The organism is Lachnoclostridium phytofermentans (assembly GCF_000733755.1).
GTDB classification, from domain to species: domain Bacteria; phylum Bacillota; class Clostridia; order Lachnospirales; family Lachnospiraceae; genus Lachnoclostridium; species Lachnoclostridium phytofermentans_A.
In genome coordinates this window covers 409,821-431,876 of sequence record NZ_JPOF01000006.1, presented here as the reverse complement: position 1 = coordinate 431,876, position 22,056 = coordinate 409,821, and the positions used below count along the sequence as shown (strand labels likewise).

The following is a 22,056-nucleotide window of genomic DNA, read 5'->3' as shown; positions in this document are numbered from 1 at the left end:
TGATTTTTCTTGTTCGTGAATAGAAAAAAGTATGCGAAGTAAGTTTTTTATGCCCTCCGATGTAGTAAATAATCTGAAATAGAAAATGGTAAAAATACCCAATACATGATATAATCAAAACTAGTGAAATCCTAATTTAGAATTTACTGAAAGTTAATGCTTAATTACCAATGTCGATATCAATCTTTTGTATATCAAGTTTAAATTCAATAACGATGGAGATGAGTATAATAAATTCAAGGAAACTACCTAGAATACGATTTATTGTTTGCGTTTTGGCAGTATTATTTATGCTTGCTATCGCTGTTACCACCATGCTTGTTTTTAAAAATCAAATCGAGGATGTGGTTCGTCAAATGGATGACCTTTCGGATAAGGAATATGATTCCTATTATGTAATGATCGTCGGGGATCAATCTTCTTCCTTTTGGAAGTCGGTGTACCAAAGTGCTAAGGCTGTAGGAGAAGAGGAAGATTCTTTGGTCGAATTTTTGGGGGATGAGTTAGCAAGTTCTTTTACCAAGGAAGAACTGATGCAGATAGCAATCGCTTCTAAAGTGGATGGTATCTTTTTGGAAGCAGATGAGAGTGAAGATTTGACAAGTCTAATCAATGAGGCATCAGTGCAAGGGATACCAGTGATTACAGTTTTGGGAGATAATACTGCGAGTAATCGGCTAAGTTATGTTGGTGTTAATAATTATAACCTTGGGAAGATGTATGGCAAGTTGGTATTAAAGCTAGCAAAGGATGAGGAATGTGAGGTTCTTGTTTTAATGTCAAATAATACAGAGGATTTAGGGCAAAACATACTCTATACCAGTATTTACGAAACACTGGAAACAGTTAGAGAATCGAACAGTAAGATTCACATGAGTTCGATTAAAATTGAGGAAGAAAGTGCATTTGCAGCGGAAGAAACGATACGTGATATCTTTGTTACAGAAGGGAGTCTTCCGGATATCCTTATTTGCCTGAATGAATTAAATACGACTTGTGCTTATCAGGCGGTTGTTGATTATAACAAAGTAGGGAAGATAAATATCTTAGGATACTATGATTCTGATACCATTTTAAACGCAGTGGAAAGGAATGTTATCTATTCTACGATTAAGGTGAATACAGAACAAATTGGTCGTTATTGCATTGAGGCAATGAAAGAATATCAGATGACTGGACATGCGAATGAATATTATACCGTAGATACTGCATATATCACCCTGGATAATTTGAAGGGTTTTATCAAAGGAGGGGGAGATGAGAAGGAAGAATGAGCTTGGCAGTATTTCGTTACAGGTGAAGTTAATGTTTGCATTTGCAGCCACAATAATTCTGATTTTCGGTATGAATGCTTTTATGTATGTAAACATTAATTACTTCATTAAACGATTGGATTCCATCTATGTTAGTAATATTAATCTTAATGGGCTGGAAGAGGAACTAATGAATGTACAATCCAGCATGACGATGTTTTTAAATACCAAAACATCGGATGCAATGCAGGAATACTATAAACATGAGCAAAATTATGGGAATGCGATTAAATCGCTGGAGGAAGAAAAATCTTCCGATAGGTTAAAGCTAATGGAGCGGAATATCAAAAGGATGTCAGAGCATTATCTAACCTTAACGAATCAGACGGTGGAAGCAAAGAGAGGTCGTAATGTGGAAAAATATAAGGTTCGCTATGAAAATGCAACGGCGTTATATTCTTATATTAGTACTTATATCTATAGTTTAAACAATGGATTATTTAAAAATAACTCGGCAAATTATCTGGCCTTATCAAATTCGATACGGTCGCTCGAGCGTTTAAGTACCTTCCTGATTATGTCCATTGCTTCTGCAAATATTATTATCATCCTTATTATAACCCAAACAATTACCAGACCTCTTAAAATATTAGCTAAAACAGCGAATCAGGTAGCGGAGGGAAATTTTGATGTAGAAGTTGTTGAAGTAAGCAGCCATGATGAAGTGGGTGTTGTGACAAAAGCCTTCGATCAAATGGTGATTAGCATTCGGGATTATATAACAAAATTAAAGGAGAGTGTTGAAAACGAACGTAATTTAAAGGAGCGGGAATTACGAATGGAATCGCATTTAAAGGATGCTCAGTTAAAATATCTCCAGGCACAGATTAATCCGCATTTTCTGTTTAATACCCTCAATGCTGGTGTACAGCTTGCAATGTTAGAAGGAGCAGAGAAAACCTGTGAGTATGTTCAAAATGTAGCAGAATTTTTACGATACAGCATTAAGAAAAATCATGAAGTAGTTACTCTTAAGGAAGAAATTGAGCTGGTAGACCATTATCTTTATATATTAAACGTACGGTACTGCGGTGCTATCTGCTATGAAAAGCATATTGATGAAAACTACACGAGGATCAAGGTTCCAAGCATGATATTACAGCCAATTGTTGAGAATAGCTTTCAGTATGGAATTCGTGACATAGAGTGCCAGGGGAAGATAGAACTATCGGTCTATTATGAAGAAACAGATATTTGTGTCTGTATCCTAGATAATGGTCTTGGAATGGAGGAAGAACTGGTCGAGCAGATTAATAAGAAAAGAGCGAGGGAGAAGAAGGAGAGTAGGGAGTCGAATGGCATTGGTCTTAATAATGTGATGGAACGATTGTCACTTTATTTTAATAGTGAAAAGGTAGTAACAGTTTCAAGTAAGGGAAAGAACTGCGGTACGGAGGTAAGACTTTATTTACCATTTCACCAGGAGGAGAATCATGTATAAAATAATGCTGGCAGATGATGAGGGGATTGTGATTGAATCATTGCAATACATAATCAAGCAGAATTTTGGCGAGGAATGTGTTGTGGACTATGCAAAGAGTGGAAGAAGTGTGATTGAACGCAGTGAAATTTTCCGACCGGAAATTGTGATTATGGATATCCACATGCCTGGAATTAATGGGATTGATGCAATGAAAGAGATTAAAAAGTTTTTTCCCAGTATCATTTTTATTGTACTGAGTGCTTTTGATAAGTTTGATTATGCAAAGGAAGCGATTAATCTTGGAGTTTTGGAATATTTACATAAGCCTGTTAGCAAAGAGCGTATTGTGGAAGTTTTGCGAAGAGGGATGCAGCAGATTGATATGGAACGGAAAAAACGCAGCAATGATTTAATAATAAGAGAAAAAATGGAAGCGGTTGTACCTATCTTAGAAAATGGATTTATTTATACCCTTTTGCTTCAAGAATTTGTGAGAGAAGATATTGCAAATTTTAAGAACTTACTTGAGATACCTTATGATTATGGTTATATGATGGTACTTGTCTGCGGAGAGGAACAGATCGGTTCTCTTATGACCAATGCAGTAGGAACCAGTGTTAGTATACAAAACCATTACAAAGAAATGAGAGAATATATTAGAGAAGCAATTCAAATTGGCGTTGTGGGACCGGTGATGGCAAATAAAATCGTAGTTTTCGTACCTTTTGTTAGTATGTCGATGTCATATGAGGAAAGGATACAAGTAATTGAACAGTCAAGGGTCTTAATTCGTCAGCTGAAAAGTCATATAGATATTCGGTTTCGTCTCGGGATAGGTTCTGTTTATTATGTATCGGAGGCTGTAAAATCTTATAGTGAGGCATTAAAATCCCTGTTAGATACGACAGGATTAGTTGCCCATGTGGATGATTTACCGTTTGCCTGTAGCTATGAGAAAGATTATCCGATTACGATAGAAAAAGCAATCTTTGAAGCAATACCAAGAGGGGATTTAAACCTTGCCACTGCATCTGCCTATGCCTTCTTTGATTGGATGGTTATGACATATCCGGACTGTATGACAGATATTAAATTAAAGGCACTTGAATTTGTGCTTTGGGCTGAGCATATCGCTTATGAAAATGGAGGGATGACCTACGAATTTCGTTCCAGAAGAGAATATTTACCAACCGTCATTGAAATCGAGCAATACGATGCACTTCGTCTTTGGTTTGTAGAACGAATAGAAAATGCTTGCCGTAATGTGGCGGCGAAGAAAAAAATAACTTCGATCGGTACGGTAGAGAAGGCAAAGTTGTACATAAGGGAACATTACCATAAAGAATTGTCACTAGAGGAAGTATCAAGGCAAGTGAATATCAGTCCCTACTATTTTAGTAAGGTATTTAAAGAAGAGACAGGAATTAATTTCATTGACTATCTTACGGAACTTAGAATGAAAGTTGCAAAACAGCTGCTTCTTGAATCAGAAAAGAGTATGAAGGAAATTGGAATTATGGTTGGATATAGCGATCCGAATTATTTTAGCAGATCATTTAAAAAGAACGTGGGTAAGACACCAACAGAATATAAAGAGGGAGGGGTATCTTGAAAAATTGTGCTGTATTGCTATGCTTTTGCTTTATTCTTATATTCTCAGGTTGTAGTGATGGTTATCGGGTAGAAGAGGATACTGCGAATGAGCAGCCAAGGGAAATTCAGATTGGTATGAGCTTTGATTCCTTTGTTATTGAGCGATGGCAAAGAGACCGCGATGTATTTGTAGCGACTGCCAATGATCTAGGAGCAGAAGTAAATGTTCAGAATGCCAGTGGAGATATGGACGAACAGGTTCGCCAAATTGAATACTTTATTGATAAGCAAATGGATGCCATTGTCATCATCGGAATTGATTCTGAGAAACTTTCTTCTGTTGTAAAAAAGGCGAAGGAGAAAGGGATTAAGGTAATTGCTTACGATAGATTAATAAAAAATGCAGATGTGGATCTCTACATATCGTTTGATAACGAAGCTGTCGGTAAGATGATGGCAACCGCCTTTGTTGAGAATGGGCTAACCAAAGGTAAAGTCCTTATGTTTTGCGGACCAATGACTGATAATAATGTATCTATGATTGATAAAGGATTTCAAAGTGTGATTAAGAAATATAAGATTGAGGTTGTTGACATGCTTCATGCAGATAATTGGAGAGCCGAAGAGACAAGGAAATACGTAAACGAGCATAGCGATGTAGTAAAGGAGGTGGATGCCATTATGTGCGGAAACGATAGTCTGGCAGGTCAAACCATCTATGCTTTGGCAGAGCAGCGCTTAGCGGGTAAAATCATGGTAGTCGGTCAGGATGCGGATCTGGAAGCATGCCAGAGAATTGTAGAGGGAACTCAGTTAATGACCGTTTATAAGCCAGTTGCAAAACTTGCGCAGACAGCAGCTGAGGATACGATTAAGTTAGTACTTGGGAAAGAACTAGAACAAACCACTTTCATGAACGATGGAACCTATGATGTCCCTTATATCGCGCTCGAGACAATCGCGGTAAATGCAAAGAATTTGGAGGAAATAATTATTAACAGCGGATTTCATCAAAAAGAGGATGTATTCTTAAATGTACCGGAGAAAATGCCAAAATAAGTGCTTTTGTATCAAGAATATTTTAAGCTGGAACATTATTAGTACAATAAAATACTATTTCATTTTTACGGATGGTTGCTGTCCATGAAAATATGCTGATATTCACAATCTGGTCCTAGTTTCCCTATGATATAGTGAATATGTGAAGAGAATAATTCTTTGAACTTACCAGAGGCTATACAGAATGTATATTGGTAAGTGTGAAGGATTTACTATCTTTACATGCTTTTATAACATTATAATATGGGAGGATCAAGGATGAAAAGAAAATTGTTTTGTATGGTGTTGTGCATTATAATGGTAACTTCACTTGTTACTGGATGCGGTAAAACGAAATCAACCTCTGGTAAAGGTTCTGACAAACTAATCGGTGTTGCCATGCCTACAAAGGATCTGCAGCGTTGGAATCAAGATGGTTCCAATATGGAGAAGCAGTTAAAGGAAGCTGGTTATGAAGTTGATTTACAATATGCGAATAATGACATTCAGACACAGGTATCGCAAGTGGAGAACATGATATCAAACGGTTGTAAGTTATTAGTCATAGCTTCCATCGACGGAGATTCCTTAGGAACTGTCCTTGCTCAGGCTAAGAAGGAAGGCATCTCTGTTATCGCTTACGATCGTTTAATTATGAATTCTGATGCAGTTTCTTATTATGCTACCTTTGATAATTATATGGTTGGAACGAAGCAAGGAGAATACATAAAAGAAAAATTAGGTCTTGAATCTGCAAAAGGACCATTCAATCTTGAGATTTTTACTGGTGATCCTGGGGATAATAACGCAAGATTCTTCTATGGCGGCGCTATAGATGTGTTAAAACCATATGTTGATAGTGGTGTTCTTGTTGTAAAATCTGGTTCTGTTGATTTTGAAAAAGTTGCAACTGCAAACTGGTCTACAGAGACTGCACAAGGCAGGATGGATGCAATTATTGCTTCTTACTATGCAGATGGAACAAAGATTGATGCGGTTCTTTGTTCCAACGATTCAACAGCACTTGGTGTAACGAATGCGTTATCAGCCTCCTATACTGGAGAATGGCCTATCGTTACTGGTCAGGACTGTGATATTGCTAACGTTAAGAATATGATTGCAGGAAAACAATCCATGTCAATCTTTAAGGATACTCGTACTTTAGCATCACAGGTTGTTAAGATGGTAGATGCAATTATGAAAGGCGGAGAAGCACCTGTTAATGATACAAAGAGTTATGACAATGGGAAAGGGATTATTCCATCCTATTTATGTGAGCCAGTATTCGCAGATGCCACCAACTATAAGGAATTATTAATTGACTCCGGTTATTATACAGAGGATCAGTTAAAATAAAGGCTAGATAAGTTTTACTGTTAAGAGAGCAAGAGAAATATCGCTATAAAATTTCTTCTCATGATTTTTGAAACGGTTGGAGATAAGCTGATAAGGGAAGATGCTTATCTCCAACCGTTTCTTTTAAAAATGATTATTCCTTGGCAACGAATGAAAACATATTTATTTAATACTTACTTTTATGCTCTTATAGGAAATTATTGAAAGGAGGGGGAGCTTGGAAAACATAATATTAGAGATGAGGAACATTACCAAAACATTTCCCGGTGTTAAAGCATTAGACAATGTTAACTTAAAAGTAATGGAAGGAGAAATACATGCACTTGTAGGTGAAAATGGTGCTGGAAAATCCACTTTAATGAATGTTCTTAGTGGTATCTACCCTTATGGAACATATGAGGGAGAGATTATCTATAAGGATGAGTTATGTAAGTTTTCAAAAATAAAGGATAGTGAAGAAAAGGGAATCATTATAATACATCAGGAGCTGGCTCTTGTGCCTTATATGAGCATAGCAGAGAATATGTTTTTAGGAAATGAACGCGGTAAACCATACGCAATAAATTGGAACGATACTTATGGATATGCAGATGAATTATTAAAAATGGTTGGGCTAAAGGAGTCTTCAAGAACTTTAATTAAAGATATTGGAATCGGGAAACAGCAATTAGTGGAAATTGCGAAAGCAATTGCAAAGAAAGCAAAATTATTAATCTTAGATGAACCAACCTCGTCCTTAAATGAATCCGAATCAAAGAGTTTGCTTGATTTATTATTAGCTTTTAAAAAAGAGGGAGTAACATCAATTCTTATCTCTCATAAGTTGAATGAGATTTCCTATGTTGCAGATAAGATAACAATACTTAGGGATGGAGCAACCATCGAGACACTGAAGAAATCAGTGGATGATATTTCAGAGGAGCGCATTATTAAAGGCATGGTAGGTCGTGACATGAAGGTACGTTTCCCAAAACGTGAAGTACTTATTTCCAAGGAATATGTGCTTGAAGTTAAGGACTTTACCGTACATCATGCGATGACACCAGAGCATAAAGTGGTAGATCAAGTCAGTTTTACTGTGAAAAAGGGTGAGGTAGTTGGAATTGCAGGCCTTATGGGTGCCGGAAGAACAGAACTTGCTATGGGACTATTTGGAAAGTCATATGGAAGAAATATATCAGGAAAAGTGATGATTAACGGAAAAGAAGTAACACTTCGTAGGGTAAGAGATGCAATTGAGAACAAGCTTGCTTATGTAACAGAAGATAGAAAAGGGAATGGACTAATTTTAAGTAAATCAATATCCATGAACACAACACTGCCAAGCCTTAAGAAAGTCAGCTTCAAAGGAATCATTGATAAAGACAAAGAATATGAGGTAGCCAACAATTATAAAGAAAAGCTAAAAACAAAATGTACTTCGGTTTGGCAAAATGTCGGTAATTTAAGTGGTGGTAATCAACAAAAGGTGCTACTTGCAAAATGGATGTTTACAAATCCAGATATCTTAATTCTTGATGAACCGACAAGAGGAATTGACGTTGGTGCAAAGTATGAAATCTATTGTATTATCAATGAATTAGTTGCTGAAGGTAAATCTGTAATATTAATATCCTCTGAGCTACCAGAAGTTCTTGGCATGTGCGACCGAATCTATGTTATGTGTGATGGTAGGATCGTTGGAGAACTGGGGAAAGAAGAAGCAACTTCTGAGACGATTATGTCAATGATTCTAAATGCTAGTAATAAAGGAGCGTGAGCAATGGATAAATCAAAAGTAATAAATGGTGCTAAAAAATATACAATGATTATTGCTTTAGTATTGGTTACGATGTTCTTTTTCATAAAAACCGGAGGTAAAATCCTCTGGCCTCAAAATGTAAGTAACCTGATTTCTCAGAATGCCTATGTATTTATCCTAGCTTCCGGTATGTTGTTTTGTATCTTAACAGGCGGGAATATTGATTTATCGATTGGTTCTGTAGTCTGTTTTGTGGGATCAATTGGTGCTACGATGATGGAGACAAAAGGATTAAGTTTCATAGTATCAATTATCATTATGATTAGTTTCGGCCTATTAATTGGGGCATGGCAGGGATTTTGGATTGCGTATATAAGAATCCCTCCATTTATAGTAACCTTAGCGGGTATGCTGATTTTTCGAGGGTTATCGAATGTGGTATTACAGGGACTAACGGTACCACTTACGAATCAGACCTACATAAAGTTATTTGGTGGTGGTGCAGATTGTTACGTACCGGATATTTTTGGAGTGGAGGGTTTTAACTTAACCTGTATGCTATTTGGTATTCTTGCATGTATTATTTATATATTGTTACAATGCAAAAGTCGTATGGACAAAACGAGAAAGGGCTATGAGACTGAAAACTTATCTACAATGTTAATCAAAGTAATCGTGATCTGCTTCGCAATCTTAGCATTTACCTTCCGTCTCTCTCAAAATAGAGGTATTCCAACCGCATTAATTTGGGTATTAATTGTAGTTCTTGTGTATGGTTATATTTCATCGAAAACTACCGTGGGGCGACACTTTTATGCTGTTGGTGGGAATGAAAAGGCAACGAAGCTCTCCGGAATTAATACGAATCGTGTTTATTTTCTTGCCTATTTAAATATGGGATTTTTATCCGCAATTGCTGGTATGTTAACTATCGCTAGATTGACCTCGGCTCAACCAACCTATGGAGCCAATTATGAAATGGATGCGATAGGTGCCTGCTTTATTGGAGGGGCAAGTGCTTATGGTGGTATTGGTACGATTCCCGGGGTAATTGTTGGTGCGGTATTAATGGGTGTAATAAATCTAGGCATGAGTATCATGAGCGTAGATGCAAACTATCAAAAGGTTGTAAAAGGCTTAGTACTTCTTGCTGCAGTTATTTTCGATGTGGTATCTAAGCGAGGAGAGAGAAAAGTATAGCTCATTTAAAAGTTATCCTTAACCTGGTATGAAACAAAAAAATATGGTAAAGATTTGAACGAAGAGTCTAATATACTAGACTCTTTGTTTTTCTGCTTATGATAAGGAAAAGCCCTCGAAACGTGCATTTTCTTGTTATTATGCAGAAGAACCTTTACTGTATTTATAAAGTGTTGAAGGAGTAAAAATAATATGACTAATTTTATGATAACTTACTTAGAAAATATCATACCGGTGCCATTTATACTTAATATCGAAGGGGAAGAACAAAAGATAGGAATGGAAGAGCCAAAATTTACAGTATATATTAAAAAGATGCTCAGTAAAAAGGAGTTACTGACAAGTACCACCCTCGCTCTCGGTGAGGCTTATATGCGCGGAGAAATTGAGGTAGATAAGGATTTATATGAGGTTCTTAGTTTATTTATGGGACAGATGGGAAAATTCAATAGGGATTATAGTGCTCTGAAAAAACTATTCCATACCTCAAGCAGTAAAAAACATCAGGCACTGGAAGTGCAGTCTCATTACGACCTTGGAAATGATTTTTACAGCTTATGGCTGGATGAGACACTAAGTTATTCCTGTGCATATTTTAAAGAAGAAACGGATTCACTATACGAAGCTCAAGTTCATAAAGTTGATCACATCTTACAAAAACTTCATTTAAAAGAAGGAATGTCTTTACTTGATATTGGTTGTGGCTGGGGATTTTTAATTTTAACCGCAGCAAAGAACTATGGAGTGAAATCAACGGGTATTACGTTGAGTAAAGAGCAGTATTTAAAATGTCAAGAACGTATCAAGGAAGAAGGGTTAATCGATTCCGTTACTGTAAAACTTATGGATTATAGGGATCTAATTAATTCTGATATAAAGTTTGATCGCATCGTTAGTGTTGGTATGTTAGAACATGTGGGTAGGGATCAATATGACTTGTTTTTAAAAAACGTGGATAGTGTTTTAAATACTGGTGGCTTATTTCTACTCCACTATATTAGTGGACTTAGAGAAAACCCTGGTGATGCATGGATAAGAAAATACATTTTTCCAGGTGGAGTCATCCCAAGTCTTAGAGAAGTGATTCAACTTCTTCCTAACTATAATTTTTACACATTGGATGTGGAAAGTTTAAGAAGGCATTATAATAAAACGTTACTATGCTGGAGACAGAATTTCCATAATCACCTTCCAGAGATTGAAGAGAAAATGGGGAAAGAGTTTTCAAGAATGTGGGAATTGTATCTCTCCTCTTGTGCTTCCACCTTTTATAATGGAATTATTGATCTGCACCAAGTCCTAATGTCGAAAGGAATCAATAATGACATTCCAATGCTTAGAACAGTGTAAGGATTGACTATAGAGCTAACTTATGCTATTGTTTTTAACGTTAGGAAAAGGCTTTGCCTAAGGATGAGAGGAGCAACAATGAGTTCAAATAGTAATATACCCCAGATGAAGGAGAACTTAACGAAACTGGTAAATGAGAAAAAAGAAATTACACTTTCAGAGTGTCTTTCCTATAGTACTCGCGATGAATTGGTACAAATTGCAGTAACCAATGGTTATCCAATGAAAAAAAGCTTACGGAAACAAGAAATGATTGATGTTTTGGTAAGTGAAATTACTCAAGCGTTTACTACCATGCTAGATGGCATGATTATGGAACAGTTCGAGTCCATCATTATTGCATTACAGTTACACCAGTCTAAGATCTTACCTCCGGATAATTTATACTATTTAACAAATCGTGGTTTTATTTATTGGACGGCTTCTGGTAGTAAAAGTGAGGAAGCACCAACTTTGTTATTTCCAAGTGAGTTAATACAATTAGCGCTTACTCAGTTTACGGAAGAGGGAATGGCTAAAGTAACTGAGCGTGAAACTATATATCTAATGCTTCAAGCGATGTGTAATCTTTATGGAACATTTCCTGTTAAGCTAATACATGAGCTTTACCAAAAATATAATGATAATAAGAAGATAAATGATATCGTACTGGCGAAGGTACTGGAACCTTCCTTAGATCGTTTTCAGGAATTTTATCAGATTGGTGACCATATAGTACCTGATTTTTTAATAGAGGAAGAAGCATATCAATCTATATTAAATCAGTCAGAGGGTATGGAGTATTACATTCCGACTTTTTCGGAACTTCTTTATTATGCTAGCCATGAGGTAGATGAGGAATGTGATCAATACAAAGCAGTCTATTCGTTTTTCCAAACAAAGATCAAGGATAGTACTACACTTGATAAGTTAATGAAAGGTTTGGGATGTCTTTGTGTACAAGATGCTACGCCTAGCTATATGATGAGTGAGGTAAATAATGCAGGTGTTATTTTTGAGGATATTGAGGAAGCAAATCAATTATTATGCTTATTGACTGATCTATCAAATCATACAATAAAGTGGGTTTATAAGGGTAATACTCCGGTTTCGGTTGGTAAATTAAATGCTTACCCTAACTCTATTGTTGGGAAAAATATACCGATTATAAAGAGTGAGCCAAAGGTATATCCTAATGATCCGTGTCCTTGTGGGAGCGGTAGAAAATACAAGAAATGCTGTGCAAGAGTGTAAAAAGATAAAGAATGCTAATAAGAGGAGTACCGAAAGAGGAAGAAACCATCTTTCGGTACTTTTTCTATATTATGAAAGTTAAGCGAAGTTAAATATGTATAGTTAAACTCTTACCTATTTTATGTTATTTATAAGCGACAATAAAACTAAAGTCCACATATACCAATTCATGGATAATAATACTAAAAAAAGGAAGGTAAGTCAATAGTAATTATTTGATATAATACACAATTAATGAAAATATATCTGAATTATATGAATTGTGAAGTTTGACAAAGGATTAGTTACAATAGATGGAATCCACTGTCAATTCTTAGTTACAAATGTCAACGGATGGGGAGTCTATTTTGATACATTTTGATGATTGAACATCGTCCGTGCACGATACAAAATTGATTACATAGTATATTATGAATAAAACTTAGGATGTTTGTTTGAAGGAAAATAAACGTTCAAACACAAGATTTGTACTTGTTTGATTGGTTCAAACTCTTGAGATGCGCAGAAAAAATTGTAGAAATGAAGTTAAAAGTGTATGACAACACTTTCACTCAGTAAGTTTGTGTCAATGCAAAATCCACAAACTTGGGATGCGCAAAAGGCATCGTAGAAATGAGGTTAACTATGACAGGAAAACAAAAACACTATTTTGCCTGTGGAAATACTGCCAGAGGCTTTCAAAACTTTTTTGAATCTAATCTAGTTGATTTGAAAAAAGTCTATATATTAAAAGGTGGCCCTGGTACTGGAAAATCCACTTTGATGAAACGTATAGGAAAGCAATATTTAGACAAAGGATATGAGATTGAATATATCCATTGTTCTTCTGATCCGGATTCACTTGATGGAATGATTATTCGTTCCTTATCTTTTGGAATTGTTGATGGAACAGCCCCACATGTCATAGAGCCAGTCATTCCTGGAGCTGTAGAGGAATATGTAAATTTAGGAATTGCTTGGGATACCCATCTTCTGAAAAGGGCGACACGTAATATAAAAGATATAAAGGAACAGATTTCAGAGTGTTATATCAATGCATATACGAAATTTAATAAAGCTCTAGAGATACATGATGATTGGGAGAAAATATATATTCAAAATATGGATTTTAAAAAGGCAGAAGAGATAGGAGATTACCTATTAGAACAAATTTTCTCTTCTGTGGACTTCAAGGAGAAGGGTAGAATCTATCATCGATTTTTTGGTGGTTCCACTCCATATGGGGCGATGGACTATGTAGAAAATATAACAGATGGGTTAACTACCAGATATTTTATTAAGGGGCGACCAGGTTCAGGAAAATCCACATTATTAAAAAAACTTCTTAAAAAAGCTGAGGAGTTAGGGATTGCAACAGAAGTATATCACTGTGGATTTGACCCAAATAGTTTAGATATGCTACTATTTCCTGAACTTAGTTTATGTATCTTTGATAGTACTGCACCACATGAGTATTATCCAGAAGATGATCAGGACTTTATTATCGATATGTATGAAGAATGCATTAATCCAGAGACTGAGGAAGCGAATGCAGAAATCATAGAAGACATTAAGAAGAGGTATAAAGCAACCATTGAGGAAGGAATCTCTTATTTGTCCAAAGCAAAAGCGCTGCATGATGAGTTAGAGCAATATTATGTTCGTGCGACAGACTATGAGATAGTGGATGTCATTATTGGAGATTTAATTGAGAAAATAGAAGATCATTTGGATTAAAGTTATAAAAGGCTGTTGCATTTATCAAACCACTCATTGTGAATTTAGCAGGAGGTGGCTTACATACTTTGTAACAGTCTTTTTTTCTGTTGAAATATAGTAAAAAGTTATTTATGATAGCTTATAGAGAAGGGGTGATTGATTGAAATCAGTAATAGGTGCGAAAATCCGAATGGAACGCCTTAAACTAAATTATTCACAAGAAGGACTATGTAAGGGAATCTGTACGGTTTCTTATTTATCGAAGATTGAACAAGGGCAAGTAGAAGCAGGAGAAAATATAATTCAGTTACTGTTTCAAAAGCTTCATATTAGCTTTCATATGGAGAAGGAGTTTTTAAAAGAAGCTGGTAAGTTGATTGATAACTTATATGAGGAGTTTTATTCTTTTGGAGATCTGACTCACTTACAAAAGGAATTGAAACTGAAGAAGAGGGAGTATTTAAACAGTCCGTATTTACTTGATGCTTTGCTATTTCTAGGGATGGAATCGAATCAAGAAGGAGAGGAATTAGCTCAATATATTCCATGTATGAAACAAAAGCAATATGAGGTTTATCTTTGTATGCAGTGTATGAAAGGAATTGATAAATCGCAGGAATTATTGTGCCTTAATCCAAATGCATATTACATGACGCAGTTAGGGATTCTTCGCTGTCAGAAAGGTCAATACGTAGAAGCGTTAGAGTTATTATTAAAAGGATACGAGCTTTGTTCCAAAGAAGGTTATGTTACTGGAATGTTATATGCGCAGAATTTCCTAGGTAATAGTTATGCAGGGTTAAATAAATATGAACTTATGCTTCGTAGTTACAAAGTAGCAGTTCAAATTGCAAAAGCATTGAAGGAAGACGAATTTATTAGTCAAATAAATTATAATATAGGGTCTTCTTTGTTAGAATGGAATCAGGTACAGCAAGCGAAAGAGTACCTAGATCAGTGTGAACAGAAGAGTATCTTGTACTACCAAAAGTATACCATATGTCTTGAAAAATTAGGAGAACATGAGCTGGCGGCAAAAACACTGCAAGACGGATATCGCTTATTTCAAGATGCGAATGAGGTGAAAGAGGAATCAGAAGAAGCATTACTTGCTTTTAAAAAGATGTATGAGGTAGTGGAGTATCGTTTATCTCATAAAGGATATCTAAATGAGGAAGAATATGAAGAGATACTATTTGATTGTATTACTTACTTAAAAGAGGTTATGCCAGTTGGCTATGCAAAGTTTCATATTCCGTATTATATTGAAGTATTAGAAAAGAAACGCAGGTATAAGGAAATTTATAAGATTTTAAAGGAGTTTTCCTGATAAATTGTAAATCTTGTGATTAAGGCGGATATTTGAGTATAGATTTTCTCAAATATACCGTCTTTTTATTATGTAAAATATTCAGTATACTTAAGCTAATGATTTTAATTGCAATTATAAATTAGTTTTCATCAAAAACTGATATCCATTTTTTCGATAAAAAGATTAGTCAGTTGTTAAAAGAATAAGAAATTATATGAAAACATAAGAAAGTGAGTGTTATATGAATACTAGGAGATCTACCCTATGGACACCAAATTTTACAATAATTACATTAGGTACTATTATTAGCGCTATGGGTGGCGTGGCAGTTAATTTTTCTTTTTCCTTTGTTGTTTTCGATAATAGCCAAAGTACGTTATTAGCAGGAATATTCTCTGCGATTTCAATGATACCAGGGATTCTATTGCCAATCTTAATTTCACCTTATTTAGATCACTTTAAGAGGAAACCGATTATTGTTGGAATAGATGCATTGAATGCTTTCTTGTATTTTGCATTTGGTGTGTTTTTATTATTTAGTAAATTCAATTTTGTAACCTATATGTTATTTTCCTTGGTAACGGGATGTACAGGAACAATTTATCAGTTAGCTTATACAAGTTTCTATCCAAACCTAATACCGGAAGGGTATGCTCAGAAGGGATATACGGTATCCAGTATGATTTATCCTACCGTGATGGTAGTGATGACCCCAGTTGCAAGCATTTTATACTCGAATTTTGGAATGGGCTTCGTTTGCATGATTGAAGGTGTTTTATTACTAGTTGCTTCCCTTATGGAAGCAAAGATTAAAGTGGAAGAAAAGGTTTCTCATGCAGGTCATTTTTCATTGAAAGAATACTGGATTGATTTATTGGAAGGAGTTCGTTATCTTAAAAAGGAAAAAGGGTTACAACGAATCTATACGTATATGCCAATCACACAAGGAATTAGCCAAGGTAACAGTAGCTTAATCATCGCATATTTTAGGACAACACCTTCACTTGGAGTTACACTTTATTCTTTTTTTACGATAGCAGAATTCATTGGAAGAACGTTAGGAGGCTTAGTTCATTATCACGTGGAGATAAAAGCGCAGAAAAGATTTCGATTTGCTTTTCTTGTTTATCAACTGTATAGCTTTATGGATATGATTTTATTATGGATAGGATATCCATTTATGTTATTGAATCGCTCTATCTGTGGGTTCCTTGGAATTAATAGTGCTACTTTGCGAGAGAGCAGTGTACAAAACTACATACCGGATGATAAGAGAGCAAAATTAAATGCAGTTTTTCAAGCGACATTCTCTCTTTCTGGAATGCTATTTAGTGTTATGATTGGCGGGTTAGGAGAAATTGTTAGTTATCGAATGGCGATAGTTATTACCGCATTCATTAATATGCTGTTATGTTATTTCATTATGTATCGAGGGAGAGAAAAGGTAAAAGAAATATACAATCATAATTATTAATTAAAATAGAATGTAATAATGTAATACCTTTTTAGAAACTAAATCTATTCGAATAATGTTGCAAGTTTTGCTTATACTTTGACAATAAGAGTTATTTTATAGAAGGTTAAGGAGGCAACATGAGAAGAAAGAAATGTTCTTGTTTTGATATTGCAGCATTTATAACGATTACGACAGCAACAGCCTATTATACAAAGAAATGTTTTGATAAAAAAAGAAAAAAACATATGAAGCAATTTTTTAATCAAAAGGATAAGGTAGATACAGACCGGGATGTTTATTTTATAGGAGGTGGTCTAGGGTCCTTAGCTGGTGCAGCGTATCTGATTAGAGATTGTAGGATGAGTGGAGAACGTATTCATATCATAGAAGCTCTTCCTGTACTTGGAGGAAGTAATGATGGAGCAGGAGATGACCACGCTGGTTTTGTTTGTCGTGGGGGACGTATGCTAAATGAAGAAACTTACGAGAACTTCTGGGAGCTGTTTCAAAGTATACCTTCTCTTGAGATGCCAGGAAGAAGTGTAACAGAGGAGATATTAAATTTTGATCATTTGCATCCAACCCATGCTATGGCAAGATTAATCAATAAAGATGGAAAAATTCTAGATGTTCGTAGTATGGGGTTTCATAGAAAAGATCGACTTCTATTAGGAAAGCTAATGCTTATGCCAGAATCAAAACTTGATGATATGACGATTGAAGGATGGTTTAAGGAAAGTAAACATTTCTTTACTACAAATTTCTGGTACATGTGGCAAACAACTTTTGCCTTTCAGAAGTGGTCAAGTTTGTTAGAGTTCAAGCGTTATATGGAACGAATGATATTTGAATTCTCAAGAATAGAAACACTGGAAGGTGTTACAAGAACAAGATATAACCAATATGAGTCTGTAATTTTGCCAATAAAGTCCTATCTTGAAAAGAGAGGAGTTGATTTTAGTATCAATGCTGTTGTCGAAGATATCGATTTTGCAGATGGGGAAAAGATAACAGCAACTAAAATTCATACCCGTAGAGATGGAATAAAAGAAGAAATTTCACTAAAAACAAAAGATCTGTGTATTTTAACAAACGGTTGCATGACCGATAATGCGACTTTGGGAGGACTTCATACACCACCAAAAGTAGATTTTTCTGCACCACTTTCTGGAAAACTGTGGTCTCGTATAGCGAATAAAAAACCTGGACTTGGTAACCCAGAACCTTTCTTTGACCACCCATATGATACAAATTGGGAAAGCTTTACTGTAACACTAAAAGGAAATATACTATTAAGAAAAATTGAACAGTTCTCCGGGAATATACCTGGAAGCGGAGCTCTTATGACAATGAAAGATTCTAGTTGGTTAATGAGTATCGTAGTTGCTGCGCAACCTCATTTTAAAAGTCAGCCGATGGATACCACGATCTTTTGGGGCTATGGCTTGTATACTGATCGTATTGGTGATTATGTGAAGAAGCCTATGAGAGAATGTACTGGAGAAGAAATCTTGATTGAGTTGCTGCATCACCTACATTTTGAAACAGAAGAAAAACGTATTCTAAAGGATGTTATTAATGTGATACCTTGTATGATGCCATATATTGATGCACAGTTCCAACCAAGAAAAATGAAGGACAGACCTTATGTAGTTCCAAAGAACTCTACCAATTTTGCTATGGTAAGTCAGTTTGTTGAGATTCCAGAGGATATGGTTTTTACGGAAGAGTATTCTGTTCGTGCAGCTCGTATTGCAGTATATACGTTAATGAAATACAAAGAAAAGAAAATTTGCCCTGTCACACCATATAAAAAACAACCTAAGGTATTATGGAAAGCATTAAGGACTGCTTATCGGAAGTAAGAAACAAGAAAAAGTACGCTTCGCGAACTTTTTCTTGTTATGAATAAAAGCTCCTTCCTACCGTAATTAGTTTTATTTAACTAAGAACGGAAAGAAGGAGCATATTAATTATGATTTCTGCATTGGTTAAGTGTTTTTATATTCTTTGATTTATGTTATCCTCTAAGAATTTATCCCTTGTAATTTCGTATTTTTACATCTAGCATCTAAGTGCTTACTAAACACTTTTAGAAACACAGTAGTTGTGATAATGGCACTAATCGTATCACAAAGTGGTTCCGCATAGAATACACTTTTTGCGGTAAATAAAGAAGGTAATAGTAGTGTATATACTACGAAGGAACTTTTACGAAACAAGGATAAGGCAAGAGCAGTCTTGGTACGACCTAAAGCGGTGAGCCCATCTACTAATGCGTATTGAAAAGAAAGTGGAATAATGCCTAATGTAAATACTTTGATACCCCAAACTGAAGTCTGTGATAAGGAAGTATCGGTAGTGAAAATTTTTACAAAGTACTGCGGAATACTGCGGGAAACTAGAAACATTATGGAAGTAAAAACGATACATAGTGTTAATATCAATCGTTCTGCTTGCTTAATACGATCCGCACGGGCAGCACCGTAATTATAGGAGATAATGGCTTGAGTTCCACCAGTGATTCCTATCATTGGGCCAGTGATTAATAACATATAGCTTTGAACAATGGTTGCAGCAGATATTAATAGATCTCCTTCGCTTTTGCCGCCATAATACTGTAATACAGCATTCATGATAATGATGATAATGCTATCTGTTGCTAATATGATAAATGGAGATAAGCCAATAGAAATAATCTTCTTAACGATAGCCATGGAATATCCACCAAAGGTAATGCGAATTGGTACCTGCTTACGAAATAAAAAAGTTAACGCAAAAAGGCAAGAAAACAACTGTGCAATTACAGTAGCAATCGCAGCACCAGCAACTCCCATATGAAGAACAAAGACGAATACGGAATCTAAAATAATATTGCTAATTGCACCAATTAAAACAGTTGTCATACTGACCATCGAATAACCTTGACAGGTGATAAAATAATTTAAACCGATACTTAGTAAGGCAAAAAAGGTACCAATCGTATAGATTGTCATATAAGTATTAGCGTAAGGAAATGTAATATCACTAGCTCCAAACTGATAGAGTAGAAAATCCTTTGAAAGTAAAAAAATAAAAGTTAGAGCACCAGATACAATAAGTAACATCAAAAAGCTGTTCGATAAAATTTGCTCGGCTTCTTTCTTTTTTTGTTCTCCCATTTTCATCGCCATTAGGATAGAACCACCTAATCCAACTAAAGTACCAAAGGAGGAGAGTAAGGTCACGATTGGGCCACATACCCCAACACCCGCTAACGCAATGTCTCCTATTTCCGGGATATTCCCTATATACATACGGTCAATAATACTGTAGAGTACATTGACTAACTGGGCAATCATCGTAGGGATTGCTAATTTGTAAACTAAGGAAGATATCTTATCTTTCCCCAAATCATTTGTTTTTTTCATAGCGAAGTTTCTCCCTTTATTTGTCGGTCATGGATGCGAAAACGTAGCACTACTATATCGCACCAATGTAATATAGTAACACAAAATAAAAGATTATCAAGTAGGAAATTAAAAAATATCTGGGGGTATCGATATCCTCATAAATCTAAAGTAAAGCGTAGATATAACACGCTAAATTCGTTGTTTCAATTAATAAATAGATTTAAATAAGAAATAAGAATATTATTGTTAATGCTATTTTTAATCAACGAACTAAATAAATGCTTAGATAGTTAGAAAAAGACATATAGTATAAAAAAGATTGTTGATTTTGGAGGAATTCATGATAAAAAAATACTCCCCAAAGACTATGATGTATCTAATCCTATTCTTACTAATGATCTCTATAGGGTTTCATCTGTATGATCATAGCAGCTATGGGAAAATTGCGGTAAGTGCAGAAGAGGTGGATCGTTATAAAGTACATACCGAATTATTGTTACAAGCAGTAGAAGAGTTAGGGGTATGCACTCCTGATGCCGCAGTAGAAGTGTTTATTAAGAGTATTAAAAATAGAAATGGAGCTATGCTCTATACTGTTTTAAGTGACTCCCTAAAAAAGAACTATCTTTCCAAGCTTGAAGAGAATACTCCATACTGGGTTACTGGAGTTTCTAGCCCTTGGGTATCACAAGTTGATATTGTCAAAAAGACAGAGAAAAAAGAAGGGCGCTATGAATATGAATTACTAGTAAAAACAGTAACGTCAGCAGGATCAGATCGAGAATATAAGGGAGAACTTACCGTACAACGAGATGGTGATTTTTATAAAATCTATCGTATATTATTTGAAAAAGACTTTGGTATATACACAGGTTTTTATTAACTATTCAAAATAATATAAAATAACCTAAAAATGTATAAAAAATAGCATCCTCTAGTTGTGAACTTTCTGATTTCGTTGTACAATAGGAAGGTAGCCTTATAAACTGAATTGTATAAGGTTATTACAGTAAGGAGGACTAGTATATGATAGCTGGAATAGTGGCAGAAGCGAACAAAGCAATTCGATGTGGGGATTACATGGCAGCAGTTCGTTTGTTAGAGACTCAGGATGAGGCAAATCCATATGTGTTATCAACCTTAGGAAAAGCATTTTTCTTTCTTGGAAGATTTGAAGAATCTTATAAAATATATCATCGCCTCTTCTGCGAAGACATAGTAAAACGGGAAGAAGCAGAGGTACCATTTGATGAATATGATCCAGATGGAAGAGAGATGATGGTAACATTAGAAAATCTCGGAATCCCGCAGATGACGGAGAGGCTACCAAAAGCAGTGAGCTTTTTATATCCGCAAAGCGAGGAAAATCCAAAAGAAATTTATGAAGAAAGTAAAAATCTACAAATATTGATGGATGAATGCGCTTTAAAAGCTAAGGATGACGAGAAACTTGCAATGAAGCTTATTCTAGATAAAATTGATGTCTTACTTAATTCAAAAGATCAGAGAGAAGTAGCACTTGGGTGGTTCTATCATGGAGAATTAAATTTCCGTCGTAAGGATTATATGGAAGCTTATAAATGTTATTTAAAAGCAGCCACTACCGAAGTTCATAAGGCTCTCTATTATGGTTATGCTGGAAATATGTTAATGAAGTTACGTGAGCAGAATCCGAATCTTCTTGGTATCGCTTCAATTTTAACAAATCGTGCGTTAGAGCTTGACTTTAATAATGCAAAATGGCATTATAACCAAGGTCTTATCTTGATGGGGTTATCAAAAGTATTTGGTACTGGTGGAAGTGGACATCAAGCATTTTTAAAGGCAGCAAAAAAAGAGTTTGCTTTTGCATATCAGGCATGTCGTATCGAACAATTGAAATTACGAGATGAAATAGAAACCATCTATAATGATGTTAGACAATTAATATATTAAGGAAAATGAGGTGTTG

General features: G+C 35.3%; 16 protein-coding genes. 15 read left to right on the top strand and 1 reads right to left on the bottom strand.

The window, feature by feature from the left end:
• The first annotated feature begins 221 nt into the window (after positions 1-221).
• The 13 genes from CC92_RS0115275 (at position 222) to CC92_RS0115215 (ending at position 18,578) form a co-directional block, all read left to right on the top strand.
• Positions 222-1,274 carry a substrate-binding domain-containing protein gene (locus CC92_RS0115275; protein ID WP_162175528.1) on the top strand — a complete coding sequence of 351 codons (1,053 nt, stop codon included), beginning with the start codon at positions 222-224 and terminating at the stop codon, positions 1,272-1,274.
• Positions 1,258-2,754 (top strand): sensor histidine kinase, encoded by a 1,497-nt coding sequence (locus tag CC92_RS0115270; RefSeq protein WP_029505166.1) that lies wholly within the window; start codon positions 1,258-1,260, stop codon positions 2,752-2,754. The genes CC92_RS0115275 and CC92_RS0115270 overlap by 17 nt, the downstream gene beginning before the upstream one ends.
• On the top strand, positions 2,747-4,348 hold the full coding sequence (locus tag CC92_RS0115265; protein WP_029505165.1) for a response regulator transcription factor: 1,602 nt from the start codon (positions 2,747-2,749) through the stop codon (positions 4,346-4,348). Before CC92_RS0115270 ends, CC92_RS0115265 begins: the two co-directional genes overlap by 8 nt.
• Complete coding sequence (locus CC92_RS0115260) at positions 4,345-5,388, top strand: substrate-binding domain-containing protein (protein ID WP_029505164.1); 1,044 nt, start codon at positions 4,345-4,347, stop codon at positions 5,386-5,388. The genes CC92_RS0115265 and CC92_RS0115260 overlap by 4 nt, the downstream gene beginning before the upstream one ends.
• Before the next feature lie 258 nt (positions 5,389-5,646).
• Positions 5,647-6,723 (top strand): multiple monosaccharide ABC transporter substrate-binding protein, encoded by a 1,077-nt coding sequence (gene chvE, locus CC92_RS0115255; RefSeq protein WP_029505163.1) that lies wholly within the window; start codon positions 5,647-5,649, stop codon positions 6,721-6,723.
• Between the two features lie 217 nt (positions 6,724-6,940).
• Positions 6,941-8,482, top strand: coding sequence for a multiple monosaccharide ABC transporter ATP-binding protein (gene mmsA, locus CC92_RS0115250; protein ID WP_155998522.1), 1,542 nt, complete (start codon positions 6,941-6,943; stop codon positions 8,480-8,482).
• Positions 8,483-8,485: 3 nt separating this feature from the next.
• Complete coding sequence (gene mmsB / locus CC92_RS0115245) at positions 8,486-9,664, top strand: multiple monosaccharide ABC transporter permease (RefSeq protein WP_029505161.1); 1,179 nt, start codon at positions 8,486-8,488, stop codon at positions 9,662-9,664.
• A gap of 192 nt (positions 9,665-9,856) precedes the next feature.
• On the top strand, positions 9,857-11,014 hold the full coding sequence (locus tag CC92_RS0115240) for an SAM-dependent methyltransferase (protein ID WP_029505160.1): 1,158 nt from the start codon (positions 9,857-9,859) through the stop codon (positions 11,012-11,014).
• 78 nt (positions 11,015-11,092) lie between these two features.
• Positions 11,093-12,247: a YecA family protein gene (locus CC92_RS0115235; RefSeq protein WP_029505159.1), complete on the top strand. Its 1,155-nt coding sequence runs from the start codon at positions 11,093-11,095 to the stop codon at positions 12,245-12,247.
• 624 nt (positions 12,248-12,871) lie between these two features.
• Positions 12,872-13,963 (top strand): PRK06851 family protein, encoded by a 1,092-nt coding sequence (locus CC92_RS0115230; RefSeq protein WP_029505158.1) that lies wholly within the window; start codon positions 12,872-12,874, stop codon positions 13,961-13,963.
• Between the two features lie 142 nt (positions 13,964-14,105).
• Entirely contained in the window at positions 14,106-15,275 is a 1,170-nt protein-coding gene (locus CC92_RS0115225; protein ID WP_029505157.1) for a helix-turn-helix domain-containing protein, read from the top strand.
• Between the two features lie 223 nt (positions 15,276-15,498).
• On the top strand, positions 15,499-16,731 hold the full coding sequence (locus tag CC92_RS0115220; RefSeq protein ID WP_029505156.1) for an MFS transporter: 1,233 nt from the start codon (positions 15,499-15,501) through the stop codon (positions 16,729-16,731).
• A gap of 119 nt (positions 16,732-16,850) precedes the next feature.
• The gene (locus CC92_RS0115215) at positions 16,851-18,578 is read left to right on the top strand and encodes an oleate hydratase (protein WP_029505155.1); all 1,728 of its coding nucleotides are present in this window, start codon (positions 16,851-16,853) and stop codon (positions 18,576-18,578) included.
• A gap of 162 nt (positions 18,579-18,740) precedes the next feature.
• Here CC92_RS0115215 and CC92_RS0115210 read toward each other — a convergent pair whose 3' ends face one another.
• On the bottom strand, positions 18,741-20,123 hold the full coding sequence (locus CC92_RS0115210) for an MATE family efflux transporter (protein ID WP_029505154.1): 1,383 nt from the start codon (positions 20,121-20,123) through the stop codon (positions 18,741-18,743).
• Between the two features lie 322 nt (positions 20,124-20,445).
• Between CC92_RS0115210 and CC92_RS0115205 the strand changes: the two genes are divergently transcribed.
• Positions 20,446-20,988 carry a hypothetical protein gene (locus CC92_RS0115205; RefSeq protein WP_029505153.1) on the top strand — a complete coding sequence of 181 codons (543 nt, stop codon included), beginning with the start codon at positions 20,446-20,448 and terminating at the stop codon, positions 20,986-20,988.
• 143 nt (positions 20,989-21,131) lie between these two features.
• A complete protein-coding gene (locus tag CC92_RS0115200; protein ID WP_029505152.1) occupies positions 21,132-22,040 on the top strand; it encodes a hypothetical protein in 909 nt (302 codons plus the stop codon).
• The last annotated feature ends 16 nt before the right edge of the window (positions 22,041-22,056 follow it).